The organism is Dyella sp. 2YAF14, from assembly GCF_052114725.1.
Taxonomy (GTDB): domain Bacteria; phylum Pseudomonadota; class Gammaproteobacteria; order Xanthomonadales; family Rhodanobacteraceae; genus Dyella.
Map to the genome: position 1 here is coordinate 136,093 of NZ_JBFRFH010000001.1, position 20,235 is coordinate 156,327.

The following is a 20,235-nucleotide window of genomic DNA, read 5'->3' on the forward strand; positions in this document are numbered from 1 at the left end:
TCACCGACAAGTCGGCAACTTGAGCACCTGCCCCGGCTTGATCTGGTGATGCCTGAGGTCGTTCATCTCCGACACCTCCTGCACCGAGGAGCAGCTCGCCTTGCTGACGATGCTGGTGAGGGTGTCGCCGCGCCTGACCGTGTAGTTGCGCGTGCGCGACGTGCTGGAACTGCGCGAGGGAGCCGCAGGCGGCGGTGACGGCGAGGAAGGCACCACCGGGATCACCGCGGTGTGCAGGTCGTTCGCCAGGATCGGCCAGGGACCCGTGGTGCAACGCGCTTCGTAAGACTTCTCCAGCACCTTGGGCAGCATGATGCGCACGCCGGTGGGCTGGCTGACCTGCGGATCCAGCCGCGGATTGAGGTTGCGCAAGGTGCGGAACCAGCCATCCTGCATGCCGGCGGCGGAGCCCAGGCAAACGGTGAGCTCGGTCAGCGACGCGGGACGCTTCAACACCACGCTGCCCTGCGCGCCATCCACGTGCGGAAAGCGCAGGTTGTAGCTCTCCGGATGCAGGAACAGCCATGCCGCCGCCAGCACGGAGGGCACGTAGTCGCGCGTCTCCTGCGAGAGCTGGTTGTAGATGGTGGGGTCGTACAGGCTCACCGTGGTGTTGTCGCCGACCAGTCGGCGCATGCGGCCCTCACCGCCGTTATAGGCGGCCAGGGTCAGCTCGAGGTTGTTGTTGAACGCCTTGAGCTGCTCGTCCATGTATTCCGCGTTGGCGCGCGCGGACTCGGCAGGATCGAAGCGCGAGTCGAAACCATCTTCCGTATTGAGGCCAAAGCGCAGGCCGGTGGCGTACATGAACTGCAGCGGCCCGGCAGCGCCGGAGCGCGATATCGCATGCACCTTGCCGCCCGATTCCTTGGCCATGATGCCGAACAGCAGCGCCTCGGGCAGATCCTGCTTCTGGTATTCCGGCCACATCTGATAGCGCAGGAACTGGTAGTTGACGTAGGCATCCATCAGGTTGCCGCGCCACTGGGTGAGCCACATCTCCAGCGCCGCTTTCACCGGACCATTCATGGCGATCAGCTGGGACAGCTGCTGGCCGCGCAGCAAGGTCACGCTGCGCTGCGCCTCGGGCAGGCTGGCCGCACCGGTCTTGCCGGCTTCGCTGCCTTCGGGCAAGTCGTCGCCCATGCTGCCCATGTCGTCGCCCAGGTCGAAGTTGCCATCCTTCAGGCGCAACAGGCGATCGAACGCCGAGAAGAAACGCTGCGGATCGCAGCCCGGCGTCGACGGGCAATGCGCGGAGGCACTTTGCAGTTGATCCAGCGCCGTGGTGAGCGTCTGCTGCGAGGCCTGGGCGTTGCCGGCGCGCGCCTGCGTCAGCGCCGTTTCATAGCCTTTGCTGGCCTGGTCCAGCTGCGCGTAAAGCTGATTGGCCTGCGGCGTGGGAGCGACGGGCTTGCTGCCGCCGCCACTGGAACACGCAGCCATCAGCATCGCGGCAACGGCAAGAGGCGCCATGCGCAGGGAGCGGTATACGACGGGAAAAACCATGAATGACTTCACTACCTGGCTGAAGCGGCGACCTTACTGCGCACGGAGCAGGGACTCAACCGGAAATGTCCTGATTCAATGGGCGACCGCAAGAAGCTGACGCATGGCTACAATCGCGGTGCACCCTATGGATGGAACGCCATGACTGAGATCTTGATCGGCAGCAACGACAGCAGCAGCGTTAGCCTGGACCCGCGCTACGGCAATCGCCACGGCATGATTGCGGGCGCCACCGGCACCGGCAAATCGGTCTCGCTGATGGTGCTGGCCGAAGGCTTTTCGAAGCTCGGCGTGCCCTGTTTTCTGGCCGATGCGAAGGGCGATCTGGCCGGTCTGTCGATGGCCGCGGGCGAACCGGGCGACAAGCTCAAGGCGCGCCTGGCCAAGCTGCATCTGAACGACTGGAAGCCGCAAGCCAACCCGGTCATTTTCTGGGACATCTACGGCAAGCTCGGCCATCCCGTGCGCGCCACCATCAGCGAGATGGGCCCTACCCTGCTCGGCCGCATCCTGGAACTCAACGACACGCAGGAAGGCGTGCTCGAAGTGATCTTCAAGGTGGCCGACGACCAGGGCTGGCTGCTGCTCGACCTGTCGGATCTGCGCGCCATGCTCGGCTTCGCCAGCGAAAACGCCAAGGACATTTCCACCCACTACGGCCTGATCAGCACGCAGAGCATCGCGGCGATCCAGCGCGCGGTGCTCAAGCTGGAGCAGGATGGCGCCGACCAGTTCTTCGGTGAGCCCGCGCTGGAACTGGCCGACCTGATGCGCCAGGACATGAGCGGCCGCGGCGTGATCAATGTGCTGGCCGCCGATCAGCTGATTCTCAAACCGCGCCTGTATTCCACCTTCCTGCTGTGGCTGCTGTCGGAGTTGTTCGAGCAGTTGCCCGAAGTGGGCGATCTGGATCAACCCAAGCTGGTGTTCTTTTTCGACGAGGCGCACTTGCTGTTCGACGACGCGCCGCCCGCCTTGCTGCAACGGGTGGAACAGGTCGTGCGCCTGATCCGCTCCAAGGGCGTGGGCGTGTACTTCTGTTCGCAGAATCCCGATGACGTACCGGGCAATATCCTCGGTCAGCTCGGCAATCGCGTGCAGCACGCGCTGCGTGCGTTCACGCCGCGCGATCAAAAGGCAGTCCGGGCCGCCGCCGAAACGTTCGTGGCCAATCCCAAGATCAACGTAAGCGAGGCCATCACCCAGCTTGCGGTGGGCGAGGCGCTGGCGTCGACCTTGCGCGACGGCGGCGTGCCCTCGCCGGTCGAGCGCGTGATGGTGACCACGCCCACGGCACGCATCGGTGCGATCACCGAGCCGGAGCGCGCCACCGTGCGTCAACGCTCGCCGGTGGGCGGCAAGTACGACACGGCGATCAATCGCGAGTCGGCCGCCGAAATGCTCGCCAAACGCGCCGCGGAAAAGGCCGCCGATCCGCAGGTGGTGGCCAGGCAGGCACCGGCCGGTGCGGCGCCCCAGCAAAGCGGCGGCTGGACGGATGCGGCACGCGAGATCCTGCTGGGCAACAACCGCCGGCAGGGCATGGTCGAAGCGATGGCCAAGTCCGCCGTGCGCGCGGCCGGTTCGCGCCTGGGCCAGCAGATCGTGCGTGGCGTGCTGGGCGGCATTTTTGGCGGCAAGCGCTGAGGGATCCGTCATGTCGCAGACACGCATCATCGCCGTCGTCCTGGTAGCCGCCCTGCTCGTGCTCTTGCTGCTTTATGCCAACGGCTCGATGGGACGATTCCTGTGTCGGCACCACAAAGATGGCTGGCTGGAAAAGCATGGCTTCATCACCTGCGTTCGCGCTCCCTAGCATTCAAAGCACTGCCGCCTGAGGTTAAAACGCTTGCGCATGCCGCGACCTAAACCCGTATCGCCACGTGCGCCGCTGGCGGACCGCTTGATCGCGGGCTTGTCCTATCCGTTGCGTGGCACAGCGCTGGCTACCTGTGTGCTGCTGGGGTTGGGCCAGTGCCTGACGATACTGCCCGGCATCATCGGCATGTGCTTCGCTTTCTTCCTGTGGTTGGCGCGCTGGCGCTACGCGGCGGCCTGTCTGGTACATACGGCCAATGGCTTTGCCGAGCCGCCCGATGTCGGCATGGATGAAAACGCCGCGGCCGGCCGCGCGCTCACCTTGCTGCACATGCTGGTGGTCCTCGCCTGCGTCGCCTGCAAGCTGATTTATGCGCCGATGTTCTGGCCGCTGATCCTGTTCTTCTCGCTCACCCTGCCCGCCATCGACATGTCGCTGGCCTTCGGCGACGAGGCCAACGCGTTCAATCCGCTGCATTGGCAGAAGGTGATCGGTCGGCTGGGCGCGGGTTATTTCCTTCCGGTGGTCATCAACCTCGTCACCGGCCTGCTGATCATGCTGCCATCGCTGCTGCAGCCGAGCCTGCTGGCCATCCTGTGGCAACCGCTGTTCGCGTTCAGCTACACCTACCTGATCATCTTCAACCTGCATCTGATGGGCGTCATGATCCATCGGCATCACGAGCGTTTCGATCTGCAGCCGGAAGCCGACGTGCTGGCGCGCGAAAGCGGCCAGGACGAAGACGAGCGCCTGCTGATCGCGGTGCGCGACATGGCGAAGGTCGATCGTCGCGCTGCCATCGGCATGCTGGTGGAACGCATGCAGGGACACAGTGCGCCGCCGTCGCTGCATCAGGCGTATCGCGAGCTGTTGAAGCAAGAAGGCCTGACCGCCGGTTTGCTCGAGCATGGGCAGATCTGGATCGCGGCGCTGATGGCCAACGGCGAGCCACGTCGCGCGCTTGGGCTGGTGCAGGAATGTATGGAGATCGATCCGAACTTCCTGCCCGATGCGCCGGAAAGCGTTGCCACGCTGGCCGAACTCGCGTCCAGCGCGGGCATGACGCGATTGTCGCTGAAGCTAGGCCGCGGCTACCTTGCGCGCTGGCCGCGCTCGTCCGAGTGCCCGCGCCTGGGCCTGCTCGCCGCCAGGCAGATGGCCGAGCGGCTCGGTCAACACGCCGAGGCAGCCGTGCTGCTGGGCAAGCTGGCAGCAACGTGGAGCGGGCATCCGCTGCATCCATCGCTGGTGGCGTACGCAACCCAGCTGCAACAGGGGCCCGGCATCTCCCGGACACCGGCGCTCGACTAGTCGCAAGTCGTGTTGCGGCTCGCCCGGAAGCGGGTGTAGCGTGCGCAAGCCAACTCCTTTGGTGCACCGCCCCGTCCGCAAGCGATTCCGGCGCTCCGCGGCCGTCGACACGACCGGCTCACACCTGGTGCACAAGGAGAGTTTCATGCGTCACTTCATCGGCAAGTTCGTATGGCTGGGCCTGATGCTGGCGACCCCCGTCGCCTTCGCCCAAAGCACCTCGGCGGCCAAGGAGCCGCCCCGCGCGGTCATTTCGCTGTATCGGGTCGCTCCCGGCAAACACGAAGCCTTTCTCAAATGGATGGCCGATCGCGACGCCATCGACAAGCAGCTCGGCCTGCCGCGCGCGCAGTGGTATGCGCACTACCAGGGCGACTCCTGGGATTACATCGCCATTGCACCTGCATTGACCGATGCGCAGCAGAAGAAAGAAGACGATGCGGCCAAGGCCAAGGGGCTGACGATAGGCGCCAAGTCGTCGATCGAATTCCGCCAGTTCATCGCCTCGCACACCGACACCGTCGCCTTTGGCCCGATGAATGTCAGCGACATGGACGCGATGGTCAATTCGCCCTGAAACTACTGACGGGAGTGCACGGACGTCGCTCCCGTCACCGCTCAGGCGCCAGTCCAGCTAAAATCGGTGCGATGAGCAACCCAACGCAATGACCCACGCATGAGCCGCTGGCGCCCACCCTCGCCTTCATCCACCGCCATCATCACGCGCGAAGGCTTCGAGAAGCTCAAGGCCGAGCTGGATCATCTTTGGCATACGCTGCGCCCGGAAGTGGTCAAAGCGCTGGCGGCCGCGGCGGCCGAGGGCGATCGCTCGGAGAATGCCGAATACACCTATCGCAAAAAGCAGCTCGGCGAGATCGATCGACGCGCGCGCTATCTCAGCAAACGCATTCCGTCGCTCAAGGTGGCCGAGGGCTCGCCGGCAGATCAGGAGCTGGTGTTTTTCGGTGCGAGCATCGAGCTGGAGAACGTCGACTCCGGCGAAAGCGTCGTCTACCGCATCGTAGGGCCGGACGAGACTGACGCCCGCCGGGGCTGGATCAGCATCGACTCGCCGCTGGCCCGCGCGGTGTTGAAGAAACGCCTGGACGACGAATTCGAAGCGGAGCTGCCCAGTGGCCGCACGCGCTTCGTGATCGTGGCGGTGAACTACTGATCATCGCCCCTGCAGCAGCGCCTGCACGTCTGCCTGATGCGATTCGACAAAACGGATGTTGTCCGCGTTGACCCATACCTGGTTGAGATTGCCTGACAAGGCGGGATCATTGCGTGCCTGCACCGCCATCACCGCATTCATCAAGGCGATATTGGCGAGCATGAATTCGCGCGGCGTGAAGCCATATTTCTTCACCAGGGCCGGGATGCGCGGATCGGCCGCCATCGCCTGATTGGCCAGGTCGTCCAGGCTGTGCACCTTGCTGGCATCGGGAGCCGCCTGCGGCGGAATGCCGGTGGCGCGGGCTTCGCGTGTAGCGGCGGCAAGGCGCCCGAAGGCGTCTTCGCTGAGCGTGTATTTCTTGATCTGCTGCTTGTCCGCATCCGGCAATGCCGGCAGTGTCTCCTGCGCGTGCACCAGCGTCGTTGCGCCCAACACCAGGGCGAATACGGCCACGCGGCACGCAGAAACGACACGATCAAAAGCAGGCATAGGTATCTCCGGGAAGCTGCCATTCTAGCTGGCAAAGGCGTCACCCTGGCATCGGGCAGTTCAATGACCGCTCAGTCGTGCAGAAGTTGCTTCATCGCGTGCTGATAATCCGCATCGATCTGCTTGAGCCGCATCGTTTTAGCCTGATCGTTGACCCAACGGGCGTGCATGGCCTGCTCGCGCATCAGGCGAAATTCCAGATCAACGAAAGGCCGCAGCACGTTGTTGTCGGCTTTGGCAAAGCCGGCCAGGTCGGGAATGCGGGCGAGATTGGCGCGCTCGCGATCGCCGGCAGCGCCAGGCGCCCGGCCATAGCCGCGCATGAAAGCGATCAGCTGGCCACGCAGCGGCTCACTCATGCCATCGCGCACCACCAACACGCCTGAAGGGATCAGCGGGGAACGCCAGATCACCCGCAGCTGCGTTCCTTCCGCCGGAAAATTGCGGCGGAACAGATCCAGATCGGGGTTGTTGCAGGTCGCCACGTCCACCTCGCCGTTGGCCACGGCAAGGATATTGTTCTGATGGTTGCCCACACGCACATGGGCGAAAAACGTATCGGAGTTGAGCCCCTTGGCTGCAAACACCTCCGCTTCCGGCGCCACATAGCCCGTGACCGACAAGGTTTCACCACGCGCATAGCGCCAGCGTCCGGGCTTGGCGAGCAGATCCTTGAGCGAGTGGATGGGACTATCCGCTCGCACGATCAGCATGGCGTTATTGCCCTTCGCGCCATCGTTGCGCAGGAATTGCGCCACCACGCTCATGTGCTGGTGTTCCACCGCTTCGATGGCCAGACGCCCGGACAGGAACGCGATGTCCACGCGCTGGTCGCCAATGGCTCCCGAAAGGCCCGCATAGCTGCTGACGGAAACGGTGGTGACGGGGTGGCCGAGCTTGCGCTCAAGGTCTTCCAGCAACGGGCGCCATTGCTCGCGCGATTCCGCGGCGCTGCCGATCGGCAAGATCCCGAAGTGGATGGCTGGAGCGACTGCGCCCTGCACCACCTCGTCGGCGCGTATGCGCGCGACAGGCACCAGCAGGCAGGCCGCACAAAGTGTGCGGAGCCACCATCCAGGTCCCCGTCCAACGCGTGCCCGCCCAGCCGTTTCCATGCGCGCTCCCCAGCCCCGCTGGGTTCGTTGTAGCGCGATTGGCAGGCCGCCGCAATTTGTTGCAGGGACGTAACGGTCGCTCAGAGCTCGACCGGCGAGGGATAGGCGCGCCCTTCGCGACGCGGCTGGTAGCACTCGGCGTGGCGATGAAACGACTCCACTTCGCTGTCGGCACGCCATCCCGGCAGGCCCGACAGGGGCAAGGGGCGCAGGTCCAGGGGATCGCGCAGCAGCTTTCCCGCGCCGATGCCATCGGCTGCGGCGGCCACCATCTGGTCCCCACTGCCAGGCCCAAGGAAGACCAGCGCCTTCCCCACCAGCAGCTTGCCCGGGCTTAGCGCGTGTTCGAGCAAGGCATGGCCAAACACCTGCACGCAGGCCCGGCCGTCCGTCCAGGCACAACGCTCGCGCCAGAACAGCCCATGCCAATCGTGGCTGTCCCACAGATCGAGCAAGTGGCGATCCTTCAGATTCACGATCACGCCAGCCTCGTCGAAGTGCGTCATCGCATATTGGGCGCGCGATCGATCGCGCGTGCCCATGATTGCAATCTCTGCCATCTGCTGCGCATTGAGCGCGCGCTTCAACGAGGGGTAACGCAACCAGGCGTAGGCATTGAACAGATCGTGCCAGTTCGCCTCGCGCGTGGCGATGGCGCCACGCTCGGCAATGCGCTGTTCGTAGTGCAAGCCGTCTTCGAGCAAGGCGGCTGTCTGCGCCACGAAGCGCTCGCGCTGGCCGACAGGCCTGGCTTCGTTGAGTTCATCGATGGAGGGCCAATGTGGCCCCTGCATCCAGCTCGCATATTCACGCCAGCCGACCAGCGGCCAGCGCGCGAACACTGCGGGATCGACGCTTTCGCGGGATGGCGCGACGTAACGCATCACGCCACCGCGTTTAGCCGGCCAGGCGGGCGTGCAGGTCGTGCTCGTCGGCGGCTTCAATCACCACGTCGACAAACTGCCCTGCCTTCAGCAACTGACCGTTGGCGATGTGCACCACGCCATCGATCTCCGGTGCATCGGCGGCCGAACGTGCCACGGCGCCGTTCGCACCAGCCTCGTCCACCAGTACCTTCATGTTGCGGCCGATCTTGCGCTGCAGCTTGGCGGCGGAAATCTCTGCCTGCACCGCCATGAACTGTTCCAGGCGGTCTTCCTTCAGCTCTTCGGACACCGCACCCGGCAGTTCATTCGCCTTGGCGCCATCGACCGGCGAATAGGCAAACGCGCCGACGCGATCGAGCTCGGCCTCGCGCAGGAAGTCGAGCAGCTCTTCGAACTCCGCATCGGTCTCGCCGGGGAAACCCACGATGAAGGTGCTGCGGATGGTGAGATCAGGCACGACCTTGCGCCAGTTTCGGATGCGTTCCAGCGTCTTGTCGATATTGCCCGGGCGCTTCATCAGCTTGAGGATGCGCGGGCTCGCATGCTGGAACGGGATATCGAGATACGGCAGGATCTTGCCCTCCGCCATCAACGGCATCACTTCGTCCACGTGCGGATACGGGTAGACGTAGTGCAGGCGCGACCACACGCCGAGTTCGGACAGGCCTTCGCACAGCTCGGTCATGCGCGTGCGGTAGCTCTTGTCGCGCCACTGGCGCTCGGCGTACTTCACGTCCACGCCGTAGGCACTGGTGTCCTGCGAGATCACCAGCAATTCCTTCACGCCGCCCTTGACCAGGCGCTCGGCTTCCAACAGCACTTCGTCGACCGGACGCGACACCAGGTCGCCACGCATCGAGGGAATGATGCAGAAGCTGCAGCGGTGATTGCAGCCTTCGGAAATCTTCAGATACGCATAGTGCTTCGGGGTGAGCTTCACACCCGTGTCCGGAATGATGTCCAGCAGCGGATTGCGCTTGGGCGGCAGCGCCGCATGCACCGCCTGCATCACGCTCGCATAGTCCTGCGGACCGGAAATGGCGAGCACATCCGGATAAGCCTCGCGGATCAGCTCCGAGCGCTTGCCCAGGCAGCCGGTGACGATCACCTTGCCGTTCTCATGCAGCGCTTCGCCAATGGCGTCCAGCGACTCCTGCACGGCGGCATCGATGAAGCCGCAGGTGTTCACCACCACGGCGTCGGCAGCGCCGTAGCTGGGCACGATCTCGTAACCCTCGACCTTGAGCTGGGTGAGGATGCGTTCGGAATCGACCAGCGCCTTGGGGCAACCAAGACTGACGAAACCGACTTTGGGCGAGACCTGCGACATGGCGTGGGGACCGTAACTATGCGGAAAACGGGAGATTGTATCGCACACCCGGCCGCCACACCGGCTTGACTTGCTGAATGGCTAGAATTGCCTTTTGACGCCTCAGGAGCACGCCCCATGGGTCAGCACATCAATCTCAACACCACGCGCATGCAGTGCATCGGCGCCTATCTTGCCCAGCCCGAGGGCAAGCCCAAGGGCGGCATCGTGGTGATCCAGGAGATTTTCGGCGTCACCGAGCATATCCGCCATGTCGCCGATGGCTTTGCGCAGGCGGGCTATACCGCCATTGCCCCGGCGTTCTTCGATCATCTTGAGACCGGGGTGGATCTGAAATACGACAACGAAGGCATGCAGCGCGGCCGCGAACTGGTGACCGAGCTAGGCCTGGACCGCGCGGTGGAAGACGTCGCCAGTGCCGCCGAGGCGATCAGCTCGGCCGGACGCATCGGCACCGTGGGTTACTGCTGGGGTGGCACCGTCGCGCTGCTGGCGGCGCTGCGACTGGGTCTGCCGTCGGTCAGTTACTACGGCGCCCGCAATGCGGCATTTCTTGGCGAAAAGCCCAAGGCGCCGGTGATGTTCCACTTCGGCGAAAAGGACACATCCATTCCGCCGGAAACGGTGCAGAAGCACCGCGACATGCTGCCGCAAATGGAAGTGTTCACCTACCCCGCCGGCCACGCCTTCAACCGCGATGTGGGACCGCAATACGACCAAGCCAGCGCCAGGCTCGCCTACCAGCGCACGCTGGCCTTCTTCGACAAACACCTGGTGCAAGGCGCATGAGCGATGCGGGGTTTGTGCTCGATTCGCGCCTGCGCAATGACACGCGCCATGTCGCCTCGCTTGAGTTGTGCGACGTGTTGCTGATGAACGACACGCGCTTTCCCTGGCTGGTGCTGGTTCCGCGCGTGCCCGGTATGGTGGAGATCTGCGATCTCCCCATCGAGCAGCAGACCATGCTGTGGCGCGAAGTGAGTCACGCCTCGCAGGCGCTGCGTTCGCTTGGGGCGTTCGACAAGCTCAATCTCGGCGCCCTGGGCAATATCGTGCGCCAGCTGCACGTGCACGTCGTCGGCCGACGCGAAGGCGATGCCGCGTGGCCGGGCCCGGTATGGGGCAGCGGCGCGGCAGCGCCTTATGGCGACGAAGCCATGGCGTCGCTGCAGACGAGGCTGCGCGACGCGCTGGAGGGCTGAGCGATCACTTCCAGCGGCACAAAAAAAGCCCGCGAAATCCGCGGGCTTTTTCAATGCAACAGCGAGCTTACATGTGCTGCTGCGGCGGCGGGGCTTCGGCCTTCACCGGCGCCTTGTAATCTTCAAGATCACGCGCCTTGGTGTCGACCACGCTGATCTTCTTCAGCGTGCCGCCGTCGTCGTAGTACACGGTGAAGCCGTAGTCGATCTGCAGACGGGCCATGTACTGCAGATGCTGCTTGCGCACCTTGGAGTCGTCGCTGGGCTCCAGCAGCACCGTCTTGGGCAGCTTGCCCTGGTCCTTGAGGTAGGCGAAGTGGCTGCCGGTATCCAGTGCCGAGAGCACCGCGCCGTCGACGACGAACTGGCCGCTCTTATAGGCCTGGATCACCGCGTCGAACTGGCTCTTCATGTCCGCGGTGCGCACTTCATCCTTGGCGCTGCCGCGGTGGCAGCCGGCCAGCACCAGCATGCTGCCCAGCAGGATGGCTGCGCCGGCGCGGGTCAGCAGCGTGGAAAAACGGGTCATGCGGGATCTCCTGCAAAGGCATCGATGTGAACAAAAAGAGTGTAGCGCCGCCCCGGCCTGATGCATCGAACCCGGACGGCAACCATTCAGGTGAACGTGACGGCGATCGCAAAGAACTGCGAACGACGGCTTCAGGTGCGCGGCAACGTAACGCCTTGCTGCCCCTGGTACTTGCCGCCGCGATCCTTGTAGCTGGTCTCGCATTCCTCATCGGACTCGAGGAACAGCATCTGGGCCACGCCCTCGTTGGCGTAGATCTTGGCAGGCAGCGGGGTGGTATTGGAGAACTCCAGCGTCACATGTCCCTCCCACTCCGGTTCCAGCGGGGTCACGTTGACGATGATGCCGCAGCGGGCATAAGTGCTCTTGCCCAGGCAGATGGTGAGCACTTTGCGCGGAATGCGGAAATACTCGACCGTGCGTGCCAGCGCGAACGAGTTGGGCGGAATGATGCACACATCCGCCTCCACGTCGACGAAGCTGGTCGGATCGAACGCCTTCGGGTCGACGATGGTGGAGTTGATGTTGGTGAAGATCTTGAACTCGCGCGCGCAACGCACGTCGTAGCCGTAGCTCGACGTGCCGTACGACACCAGCCTGGTGTTGTCGCGCGTCTTGACCTGGCCGTGCTCGAACGGCTCGATCATGCCGTGCTGCTCGGCCATGCGGCGGATCCACTTGTCGGATTTGATGCTCACTCGTGCTCCCGAGGGGCTGATCTGTCGCGCCGGATGGCGTAAAGGTTGGGAAAATAGCGGAAAGTGATGGTTGGCCGCCAGTCGGAACTGGATGAGACGGGGTTTTGTGGGGATTTGGCTAGCCAGTGGAGCCGAAGATGTACCTGTTTGTCTGTGGGAGCGCACCCTGTGCGCGACAACCCTACGAAGCGGTACACCTCAGCGTGGCTGTCGCGCACAGGGTGCGCTCCCACAGAAGTGCCCTGCCGTGCCGCTCCCCGCCTCGGCTCCGCTCTAGGCTCCGCTCTAGGCTCCGCTCTAGGCTCCGCTCTAGGCTCTTGCCCCCGGGGTCCCCGTATGACGCGGCGGGCGGGTGGAGGAAAGCCCGCAGGGTGGCCGCATGGATGCGGCCAGTTTTTCGACAGGACAGGGATGTCCTGTCGAAAAACCCCGTAACCCGCACGCGCACCTGGAGGGCCGAAGGCCCGGAAGGCGCGTCATCCGGGGGGCCCTTCTCTTTGGTTACTTTCTCTTGGGCAAGCAAGAGAAAGTGACCCGGCCTCCGGCAGGAGGACGGAAGCCCGCGGCAGGCGAGCCAGATCGCGATTAGGCGACAATCAAGCGCACTGCCCTGGATGACCAGCTTCGCTGTTGAGAAGCGCCTCCGGCCTACGCCGGGATGACGGGCAAAAGCCCCTACGGCGCCCCCTGCACCATGATCTTCCCCAACCCCAACGACTTATTCCGCGGCATCCGCGACAACCGCCCCGCCACATTCCGGGCCATCTCCCGATAGCGCGCAGCAAGATCGGAATCGGGAATTGCGGCCACCGTCGGCGTGCCGCCGTCGGCTTGTTCGCGAATGCGGATGTCCAGCGGCAGCGAGCCCAGGTACGCCACGTTGTACTGCTCGGCCATGCGTGCGCCGCCGCCCTCGCCGAAAATATGCTCCTCGTGGCCGCAGTTCGAGCACACGTGGGTGGCCATGTTCTCCACCACGCCAAGCACCGGCACCTCGACCTTCTCGAACATCTTCAGCGCCTTGCGTGCATCGAGCAGGGCGATGTCCTGTGGCGTGGTGACGATCACCGCGCCCGACACCGGCACCTTCTGCGACAGCGTGAGCTGGATGTCGCCGGTACCCGGCGGCAAGTCGACGATAAGGTAATCGAGCTGTTCCCAGCGGCTGTCGTTGAGCATCTGCATCATGGCCTGGGTGACCATCGGGCCGCGCCAGATCATCGGCGTCTCCTCCTCGATGAGGAAACCGATCGACATGATCTGCAGGCCGTGCGATTGCAGCGGAATGATGGTCTTGCCGTCCGGCGACTGCGGCTTGCCGCTGATGCCGAGCATGCGCGGCTGGCTGGGACCGTAGATGTCGGCATCGAGCACGCCCACTTTGGCGCCTTCGGCGGCCAGAGCGAGCGCCAGATTGGCCGACACCGTGGACTTGCCCACGCCGCCCTTGCCCGAGGCGACCACGATCACGTTCTTCACACCCGGCTGGGGCGCCAGCGTGCCCTGCACCTTGTGGGAGTGCACGCGTGTACTGATCGACACCGACGCCGCGGCGATGGCCGGATCGGCCTCCAGCACGCGCTTGGCGTTGGCGGCCAGTGCATCGGCCACGCTCGCGGCCGGGTAGCCCAGCTGGATGTCCACCGAGACGCGATCGCCATCCACGCCCACGGCGCGGATCGCCTCGGCCAGGGGGGCGCCGGTATGGGTATCAATAAGTTCGCCAAGGATATGGCGGACCAGGGCCTCACTCGCCTGCGTCATAGGGATTCGATGCGATGTCATGGGGGTCACCCATTATGCCAGTGTGCGCAGCCCCCAACGGCCTGCGGCGCTTTCGCAATGCAGCTTGACGGCTTTGCGCCCAGTCGGTCAGGCTCGGAACATACGCTTTCGTACGGGAGGAGCATCCATGAAGTCATTGCTACGCATCGCTGTAGTCACTGCGCTAATGCTGGGTACCAGCGCCGTGTTTGCCGCCGAGGTCACCCCGGTAGGCACCTGGAAAACCATCGACGATGAGACCGGCAAGCCCAAGTCCATCGTGAAGATCACCGACGAAGGCGGCGAACTGAAGGCCACGGTGGTGGAAGTGCTGCAGTCCGACGAGGGCCCGCACCCGATCTGCAAGAACTGCGACGGCGAGCGCAAGAACAAGCCCGTCGAAGGCATGAACATCATGTGGGGCGTGCACAAGGACGGCGACATCTGGGACGGCGGCAAGATCCTCGATCCCAAGACCGGCAAGATCTACAAGGTGAAGCTGCAGCCCAGCGAAGACGGCAGCAAGCTGACCGTGCGCGGGTATATCGGGTTCTCGCTGCTCGGTCGCAGTCAGGAGTGGCAGCGCCAGCCGTAAGCGGCACTGCTCTTAATTGTAGGAGCGCACTTGTGCGCGACCGGCGTGCGATAAGGCACGTAACGCCGCGGTCGCGCACAAGTGCGCTCCTACACAAGAGGACTGAGACGTGTCAGTCGGCGGTCGCTTCTGCCCGATGCACCGCCACGCCATGCGCCGAAAACGAAGCACGCGTCGCCCGATCCGCCGAATGCTCCACCACCAGATGCTGCACCCGGGCCAGCTCGGCCACTTGATGCGCAGCCACTGCGCCCAGTTTGTCGTCGGTCGCCACGACCACGGTTTCGTCGCTTGCCTCGATCATCGCGCGCTTGAACAGCGACTCCTCGCTATCGAAGCCCCACAGGCCGTGCGCCGCATCGATGGCGCAGGCGCCGGGAAAACACAGGTCGGCACGCACCCGGCGCACCTGGTCCACGGCTTGCGCGCCAGTGGCCCCGCCAATGGTGGCGTCGATGCGTCCGCCGATCAGCAAGACATCGAAGCCCTCGCGATCGAGCAGCACCTGGGCGATATGCGGGGCATTGGTGATCACGGTCAGCCGCGCATCGCGCGGCAAGGCGGCCGCAATCGCCGCATTGGTACTGCCCGCGTCGATCAACAGCGTCTGGCCGGCCTGCACCAGACTCGCCGCCTTGCGCGCCAGCGCTTGCTTGCGTGCGGAATGTTCGTTGCGCCGCTGCTTCAGCGGCGTCAGCGTCACCGTGGGCAAGAGCGCGCCGCCATAGACGCGCTTGCACAGACCCAGCGCCGCCAGCTCGCGCAAGTCGCGGCGAATGGAGTCTTCCGATACTTCGAAGGCGAGCGCCAATTCCGCGGCCACTACGCGTCCTTCGGCACGCAGGCGTTCGAGGATGCGTTGCTGGCGTTCTTCCGGAAGCGCGTTGCTGTCGACACTGGCGATGGGCGACTTAGCCATGGGATGCCTCGCGCGCGGATGCTTCAAGCAATTCCAGTTCCACCAGGCGCTGGCGCAGGCCATCGGCATCGCGGAACCACCAGCCCTGCATGCCCAGCGCTTCGGCGGCGGCCACATTGCGGGCCGAATCGTCGATATACAGCGCCCTCGACGGATCGACCGCGTAGCGTTCCAGAAGTCGCTGGTAGATGCGCGAGTCGGGCTTGATCAGGCCCTCCTCGCCGGACACGACGATGCCTTCGAACCACTGCAGGAACGCAAAGCGCTGCCGTGCGATGGGAAAGGTTTCCTGCGACCAGTTGGTCAGCGCCAGCAGACGCACGCCGCGCGCACGCAATTCGGCCAGCAGCGCGACCGTGGCTTCCATCGCGCCGACCAGGGTTTCTTCCCAGCGCAGGTGGTAAGCATCGATCAGCTCGGCGTGTTCGGGAAAACGACCGCGCAGCAGCGCGGTCGCCTCCGACCACGGGCGTCCTGCATCCTGTTGTTCGTTCCACTCGCTGTTGCAGACCTCGCGCAGGAACCAGTCCATCTGCGCCTCGTCGCCGATCAGCTGGCGATAGAGCCGGCGCGGGTCCCAGGCAATCAGCACGTTGCCCAGGTCGAAGATCACGGTGTCGATGGCGGGGCTGGTCACTTCACGATCCTCGCGGAGAACGACACCAGCACCAGCAGGCCGGCCACGCCGGCAAACGCCATGGGCAGATTGCTGATATGGGCCACCAGACCGATCAACGCGGGGCCGCTGAGCAAGCCCACGTAACCGAGCGTGGTCACCGTGGCAATGGCAATGGCCGGCGACGTATTGGGGAGGCGGCCTGCCGCGCTGAACATGACCGGCACGATGTTGGAGGCGCCCAGGCCGATCAGCACGAAACCCAGCAGCGACATCACCACGCCCGACACGCAGGCCACCAGCAGGAACCCTGCCGCAGCCAGCGCGGCGCCGAAGCGCATGGCCGACTCGGGGCCATAGCGTCCGACAAAGCGGTCGCCGGAAAAACGCCCCACCACCATCGCGGCCGAGAAGAACGCATAACCGAAGCCCGCCGATGCCGCCGATACGCCGCGGACGTCGCGCAGGAACACCGCACTCCAGTCCAGCATGGCGCCCTCGGCGAGAAAGCTCACGAAGCACAGCAAACCAAGCAGCCATGCCAGCGCGTGCGGCATGCGCATCGGTTCCTTGCGCGGTGTATCGGCCGTCGGCGCGTCATCGAGCAGGTCGCTGCGCAGCCACAGCACCACCGCGGCGAGCAGGATCGCCAGGACGCTGGCGGCCGCCGTGAGCGGCACGCCCATGGCCAACAACGCGCTGGTCAGGGCCGCGCCAGTGAGGCCGCCCACACTGAACAAGCCGTGGAAACCGGACATCAGTCGCCCGCCGTCGAGGCGTTCCACATCGACAGCGTGCGCATTCATCGCGACATCCACCGCGCCCAGCACCACGCCGAAATACAGCAGCACGGCAATCAGCGCGGTGATGTTGGTGACCATGGCCAGCGCCGGCAGCGCCACGCACATCAGCAGGCCCGAGGCGACGATCAGCGTGCGATTGCCCAGCCGATGGGCCAGCCACCCCACGAACGGCATGGAGAGCATGGAACCGCCGCCGAACGCGAGCAGCGCCAAGCCGAGCTGGGCATCATCCAGCCCGAGTCGCGCCTTGGCATAAGGCACCATCGGCGCCCAGGCGGACATGCCGATGCCCGACACCAGGAAGATCAGCCGCGTCGCCCGTCGGGCGCCCGCGAGTGAGGCCGTATCGGGCTTGCCGGCAATCGCAGCGTCGGAAGTGGAGTTCACGGCATTCCTGTTGATGGGAAGATTCGGACTAAATGTACATAAACGTGCAAGATCGTGCAATCACGGATTGGCGGCGATGTTCCGCGCCCGGTATCAGGCTGCCATGTTCGCGCAATCGGGCGAGCTAAGACACGCGTGATGCCATCGGCAGCGAGGGGCGGGCTTCGCAGACGTCCAAACGACGGCATGCGCCGGTGACACGCCCACCCCATGTCATAATGGACAACCCCCTCAAGACCGTTGCCGCCCCATGAGCCGACGCCTCCTCGTCACCAACGCGCTGCCCTATGCCAATGGCCCGCTCCACCTGGGTCACCTGCTGGGTTACATCCAGGCCGATGTCTGGGTACGTGCGCAGCGGATGCAGGGCAACGAGACCATCTATGTATGCGCGGACGATGCCCATGGCACGCCGATCATGCTGGCAGCGGCAAAGGCCGGTTTGTCGCCGGAAACCTATATCGAAGGCATCCGCGTCGGCCACGAAGCGGACTTCGCGGCCTTTGGCGTTGCGTTCGATCATTACCACTCGACGCACTCGGAAGAAAACCGCGAGCTCGCCTCGCTGATCTACACGCGCCTGCGCGACGGCGGCTACATCGGCCGCCGCGATATCCAGCAGCTGTACGATCCGGAAAAGGACATGTTCCTGCCCGATCGCTACATCAAGGGTATCTGCCCCAACTGCAAGACGCCCGACCAGTACGGCGACAACTGCGAGAACTGCGGCGCCACTTACGCGCCCACCGATCTGATCAACCCTTACTCGGTGATGTCCGGCGCCACGCCGGTGCTGCGCGACTCGGAGCATTACTTCTTCGAGCTGGGCAAGTTCGAGCCGCTGCTGCGCGACTGGTTCGCCGGCAAGTTCACCGATGGCCAGCCCGTCGCCAACAGCGGCGTCACGGCGAAATTGCGCGAATGGCTGGACAGCGGCCTGAAGGACTGGGACATCTCCCGCGATGCGCCCTACTTCGGTTTTCCGATACCCGATGCGCCCGGCAAGTACTTCTATGTGTGGCTCGATGCGCCGGTGGGCTATCTGGCCAGCTTCAAGGCCTTGTGCGATCGCACCGACCTGCACTTCGAGGATTTCCTCGCACCCGACAGCCGTGCCGAGCTGCACCATTTCATCGGCAAGGACATCATCAACTTCCACGGCCTGTTCTGGCCGGCGATGCTGCACGGCGCGAATTTCCGCACGCCGACGGCGCTGCACGTGAACGGTTATCTGATGGTCAATGGCGCGAAGATGTCCAAGTCGCGCGGCACCTTCATCATGGCGCGCACGTACCTGAATTCGGGCCTTAACCCGGATTTCCTGCGCTATTACTTCACCACCATGCTCAGCGACACGCCGGTGGACGTAGACCTTGACCTGAAGACCTTCGAGGAACGCGTCAACTCGCACCTGGTCGGCAAGTGGGTGAATATCGCCAGCCGCACCGCGGGCTTCGTGCACAAGTATTTCGACGGCCGTCTCGCCCCGGCCTTCAGCGCTGAAGAACAGGAGCTGTGGCGCGAACTGCTCTCGCTCTACGGCGACGTTCCCGCCTTGTACAACAGCGGCGAGTTTGCCGAAGTAGCGCGCCGCTTCGTGACCATGGCCGACATGGTCAATGGCTACATCGCCGCCAAGGCGCCGTGGGCCATGGCCAAGGACGAGTCGCGCCGCGACGAACTGCATCAGGTCTGCTCGTTTGCGCTGGCGGCGTTCCGCCTGCTCGCCGGCCTGCTGAAGCCGGTAGTGCCGGCCACGGTGGAAGCAGCCGAGCGTTTCCTCGCCGCCCCGATCAACGGCTTCGACGATGCACGCGCCGAACTGCACAACCACACCATCAACGCGTTCGAGCCGCTGCTCGGCCGCATCGATCCCAAGCAGGTCGAGGCCATGGTGGAAGCGTCCAAGGATTCGCTTGCACCTGCCGAAAGCAAACCTGCCCCCAAGAAAACCAAAGAACCCGCCAAGACCATGACTGAAGCCAGCACCGCACCGACCGCCGCACCCGAAGCCCCTGCCCTCATCGGCATCGACGATTTCGCCAAGCTCGACCTGCGCATCGGCAAGGTCACCGCCTGCGAATTCGTGGACGGTTCGGACAAGCTGCTGCGTTTCGAACTGGATGCCGGCCCGCTGGGCACGCGCCAGATCTTTTCGGGCATCCGCGCGGGCTACGGCGAGCCGGAAAAGCTGCTCGGCCGCAACGTGGTGTTCATCGCCAACCTGGCGCCGCGCAAGATGCGCTTCGGCGTGTCCGAGGGCATGATCCTGTCCGCCGGCGACGGCGGCAGCGACCTGTTCCTGCTCGACGCCGACCAGGGCGCCAAGCCCGGCGCTACCGTTCGCTGAGTGCCGCCCACCATCGACACAACGTGGGTGCTGATGCCAGGCATTGATGGCACGGGCAACATGTTTTCTTCGTTGACGTCGCACTGGTGCAGTAGGGAGCCTTATCTATCTATCGCCTATCCGGCCTCGCTGTCCGCGAGGCTGGAAGCTTACGTAGAGCACGTGGCTCAGCAGATCACATCGTTAGATCGCGTGGTGCTCGTCGCCGAATCTTTTTCCGGCCCGATTGCCATCCTGTTGGCAGCCAAACTGGGACCGCGGCTTGCCGGCCTCGTGCTGTGCGCGAGTTTTGCCACCACTCCCCACCCACTCGTTGGGCTTGCTCGCCGCTGTCCCGCTATGCTGATCGAACACGGCAAGCGCCAGGCTTTTCTTTTGCGCCGTTATTGCGTTGGCAGCAATGCCGAACCGGACCTCGTCCAGCGACTCTCCAACACACTGAGGGGAATCGATAGCGCGACGCTGGCGCAGCGTTTGGCTGCGCTAGAGCGTCTGGACGTCAGGGCATCCCTGCGAGAGCTGGTAGCGCCCATTCTTTTGTTGCAAGCGGGCCATGAGCGTCTGCTGAGTGGACCTGCCGTGAGGAACCTTGTGCTTGCCGCACCACAAGCCACCGTAGAGTCGATTGATGGGCCACACCTGCTCCTGGAGGCGAAGCCGAAGGCGTGCTTCCAGGCCATGGCCCGATGGAGCGCCGGCTACGACTTCGCCCTTGGCACCTTCGCCGCTTAAACT

General features: G+C 64.4%; 21 protein-coding genes. 10 read left to right on the forward strand and 11 right to left on the reverse strand.

Translation table 11 applies throughout. From position 1 onward, the window contains the following. Complete coding sequence (locus tag AB4Y82_RS00665) at positions 1–1,509, reverse strand: transglycosylase SLT domain-containing protein (protein WP_441603481.1); 1,509 nt, start codon at positions 1,507–1,509, stop codon at positions 1–3. Positions 1,510–1,650: 141 nt separating this feature from the next. Here AB4Y82_RS00665 and AB4Y82_RS00670 point away from each other — a divergent pair, with 141 nt between their 5' ends. The 5 genes from AB4Y82_RS00670 (at position 1,651) to greB (ending at position 5,813) form a co-directional block, all read left to right on the forward strand. Further along, positions 1,651–3,156, forward strand: coding sequence for a helicase HerA-like domain-containing protein (locus tag AB4Y82_RS00670; protein ID WP_441603482.1), 1,506 nt, complete (start codon positions 1,651–1,653; stop codon positions 3,154–3,156). A 10-nt stretch (positions 3,157–3,166) separates the two neighbouring features. Continuing rightward, a complete protein-coding gene (locus AB4Y82_RS00675; protein ID WP_441603483.1) occupies positions 3,167–3,325 on the forward strand; it encodes a hypothetical protein in 159 nt (52 codons plus the stop codon). A 39-nt stretch (positions 3,326–3,364) separates the two neighbouring features. Next, positions 3,365–4,639: a hypothetical protein gene (locus AB4Y82_RS00680; RefSeq protein ID WP_441603484.1), complete on the forward strand. Its 1,275-nt coding sequence runs from the start codon at positions 3,365–3,367 to the stop codon at positions 4,637–4,639. Positions 4,640–4,784: 145 nt separating this feature from the next. Continuing rightward, the gene (locus tag AB4Y82_RS00685) at positions 4,785–5,216 is read left to right on the forward strand and encodes a hypothetical protein (protein ID WP_441603485.1); all 432 of its coding nucleotides are present in this window, start codon (positions 4,785–4,787) and stop codon (positions 5,214–5,216) included. Between the two features lie 99 nt (positions 5,217–5,315). After that, positions 5,316–5,813 carry a transcription elongation factor GreB gene (gene greB, locus AB4Y82_RS00690; RefSeq protein WP_441603486.1) on the forward strand — a complete coding sequence of 166 codons (498 nt, stop codon included), beginning with the start codon at positions 5,316–5,318 and terminating at the stop codon, positions 5,811–5,813. On the opposite strand, the gene AB4Y82_RS00695 is transcribed toward greB, so the two are convergent. The 4 genes from AB4Y82_RS00695 to rimO all read right to left on the reverse strand — a co-directional run bounded on the left by AB4Y82_RS00695 (position 5,814) and on the right by rimO (position 9,637). Beyond that, positions 5,814–6,305 carry a hypothetical protein gene (locus AB4Y82_RS00695; RefSeq protein WP_441603487.1) on the reverse strand — a complete coding sequence of 164 codons (492 nt, stop codon included), beginning with the start codon at positions 6,303–6,305 and terminating at the stop codon, positions 5,814–5,816. A gap of 71 nt (positions 6,306–6,376) precedes the next feature. Continuing rightward, entirely contained in the window at positions 6,377–7,420 is a 1,044-nt protein-coding gene (gene phnD, locus AB4Y82_RS00700) for a phosphate/phosphite/phosphonate ABC transporter substrate-binding protein (protein WP_441603488.1), read from the reverse strand. An 80-nt stretch (positions 7,421–7,500) separates the two neighbouring features. Then, on the reverse strand, positions 7,501–8,304 hold the full coding sequence (locus AB4Y82_RS00705) for a DUF3025 domain-containing protein (RefSeq protein WP_441603489.1): 804 nt from the start codon (positions 8,302–8,304) through the stop codon (positions 7,501–7,503). 13 nt (positions 8,305–8,317) lie between these two features. Further along, a complete protein-coding gene (gene rimO, locus AB4Y82_RS00710; RefSeq protein WP_441603490.1) occupies positions 8,318–9,637 on the reverse strand; it encodes a 30S ribosomal protein S12 methylthiotransferase RimO in 1,320 nt (439 codons plus the stop codon). A gap of 117 nt (positions 9,638–9,754) precedes the next feature. Between rimO and AB4Y82_RS00715 the strand changes: the two genes are divergently transcribed. Both AB4Y82_RS00715 and AB4Y82_RS00720 read left to right on the forward strand, forming a co-directional pair. Further along, positions 9,755–10,426 carry a dienelactone hydrolase family protein gene (locus AB4Y82_RS00715; protein WP_441603491.1) on the forward strand — a complete coding sequence of 224 codons (672 nt, stop codon included), beginning with the start codon at positions 9,755–9,757 and terminating at the stop codon, positions 10,424–10,426. Continuing rightward, positions 10,423–10,839 carry an HIT domain-containing protein gene (locus tag AB4Y82_RS00720; RefSeq protein ID WP_441603492.1) on the forward strand — a complete coding sequence of 139 codons (417 nt, stop codon included), beginning with the start codon at positions 10,423–10,425 and terminating at the stop codon, positions 10,837–10,839. Before AB4Y82_RS00715 ends, AB4Y82_RS00720 begins: the two co-directional genes overlap by 4 nt. A 67-nt stretch (positions 10,840–10,906) precedes the next feature. Here the strand turns inward: AB4Y82_RS00720 and AB4Y82_RS00725 are convergent, their stop codons facing one another. The 3 genes from AB4Y82_RS00725 to apbC form a co-directional block, all read right to left on the reverse strand. After that, positions 10,907–11,368: a hypothetical protein gene (locus AB4Y82_RS00725; protein ID WP_441603493.1), complete on the reverse strand. Its 462-nt coding sequence runs from the start codon at positions 11,366–11,368 to the stop codon at positions 10,907–10,909. A gap of 131 nt (positions 11,369–11,499) precedes the next feature. Then, positions 11,500–12,066, reverse strand: coding sequence for a dCTP deaminase (gene dcd, locus AB4Y82_RS00730; protein ID WP_441603494.1), 567 nt, complete (start codon positions 12,064–12,066; stop codon positions 11,500–11,502). A gap of 675 nt (positions 12,067–12,741) precedes the next feature. Further along, complete coding sequence (gene apbC, locus AB4Y82_RS00735) at positions 12,742–13,830, reverse strand: iron-sulfur cluster carrier protein ApbC (RefSeq protein ID WP_441603495.1); 1,089 nt, start codon at positions 13,828–13,830, stop codon at positions 12,742–12,744. Positions 13,831–13,978: 148 nt separating this feature from the next. Between apbC and AB4Y82_RS00740 the strand changes: the two genes are divergently transcribed. Continuing rightward, a complete protein-coding gene (locus AB4Y82_RS00740) occupies positions 13,979–14,425 on the forward strand; it encodes a DUF2147 domain-containing protein (RefSeq protein WP_441603496.1) in 447 nt (148 codons plus the stop codon). Between the two features lie 112 nt (positions 14,426–14,537). Here the strand turns inward: AB4Y82_RS00740 and AB4Y82_RS00745 are convergent, their stop codons facing one another. The 3 genes from AB4Y82_RS00745 to AB4Y82_RS00755 are packed head-to-tail and all read right to left on the reverse strand — an operon-like array spanning position 14,538 to position 17,150. Further along, entirely contained in the window at positions 14,538–15,344 is an 807-nt protein-coding gene (locus AB4Y82_RS00745; protein WP_441603497.1) for a DeoR/GlpR family DNA-binding transcription regulator, read from the reverse strand. Further along, positions 15,337–15,981, reverse strand: a complete 645-nt coding sequence (locus AB4Y82_RS00750; protein ID WP_441603498.1) for an HAD family hydrolase — start codon at positions 15,979–15,981, stop codon at positions 15,337–15,339. Before AB4Y82_RS00750 ends, AB4Y82_RS00745 begins: the two co-directional genes overlap by 8 nt. Continuing rightward, entirely contained in the window at positions 15,978–17,150 is a 1,173-nt protein-coding gene (locus AB4Y82_RS00755; protein ID WP_441603499.1) for an MFS transporter, read from the reverse strand. The genes AB4Y82_RS00750 and AB4Y82_RS00755 overlap by 4 nt, the downstream gene beginning before the upstream one ends. Positions 17,151–17,400: 250 nt before the next feature. On the opposite strand from AB4Y82_RS00755, the gene metG reads away from it, so the two are divergent. Together metG and AB4Y82_RS00765 are read left to right on the forward strand one after the other, a co-directional pair. Next, positions 17,401–19,500, forward strand: a complete 2,100-nt coding sequence (metG, locus tag AB4Y82_RS00760) for a methionine--tRNA ligase (RefSeq protein WP_441611069.1) — start codon at positions 17,401–17,403, stop codon at positions 19,498–19,500. 33 nt (positions 19,501–19,533) lie between these two features. Then, positions 19,534–20,232, forward strand: a complete 699-nt coding sequence (locus AB4Y82_RS00765) for an alpha/beta fold hydrolase (protein ID WP_441603501.1) — start codon at positions 19,534–19,536, stop codon at positions 20,230–20,232. Positions 20,233–20,235: the final 3 nt, after the last annotated feature.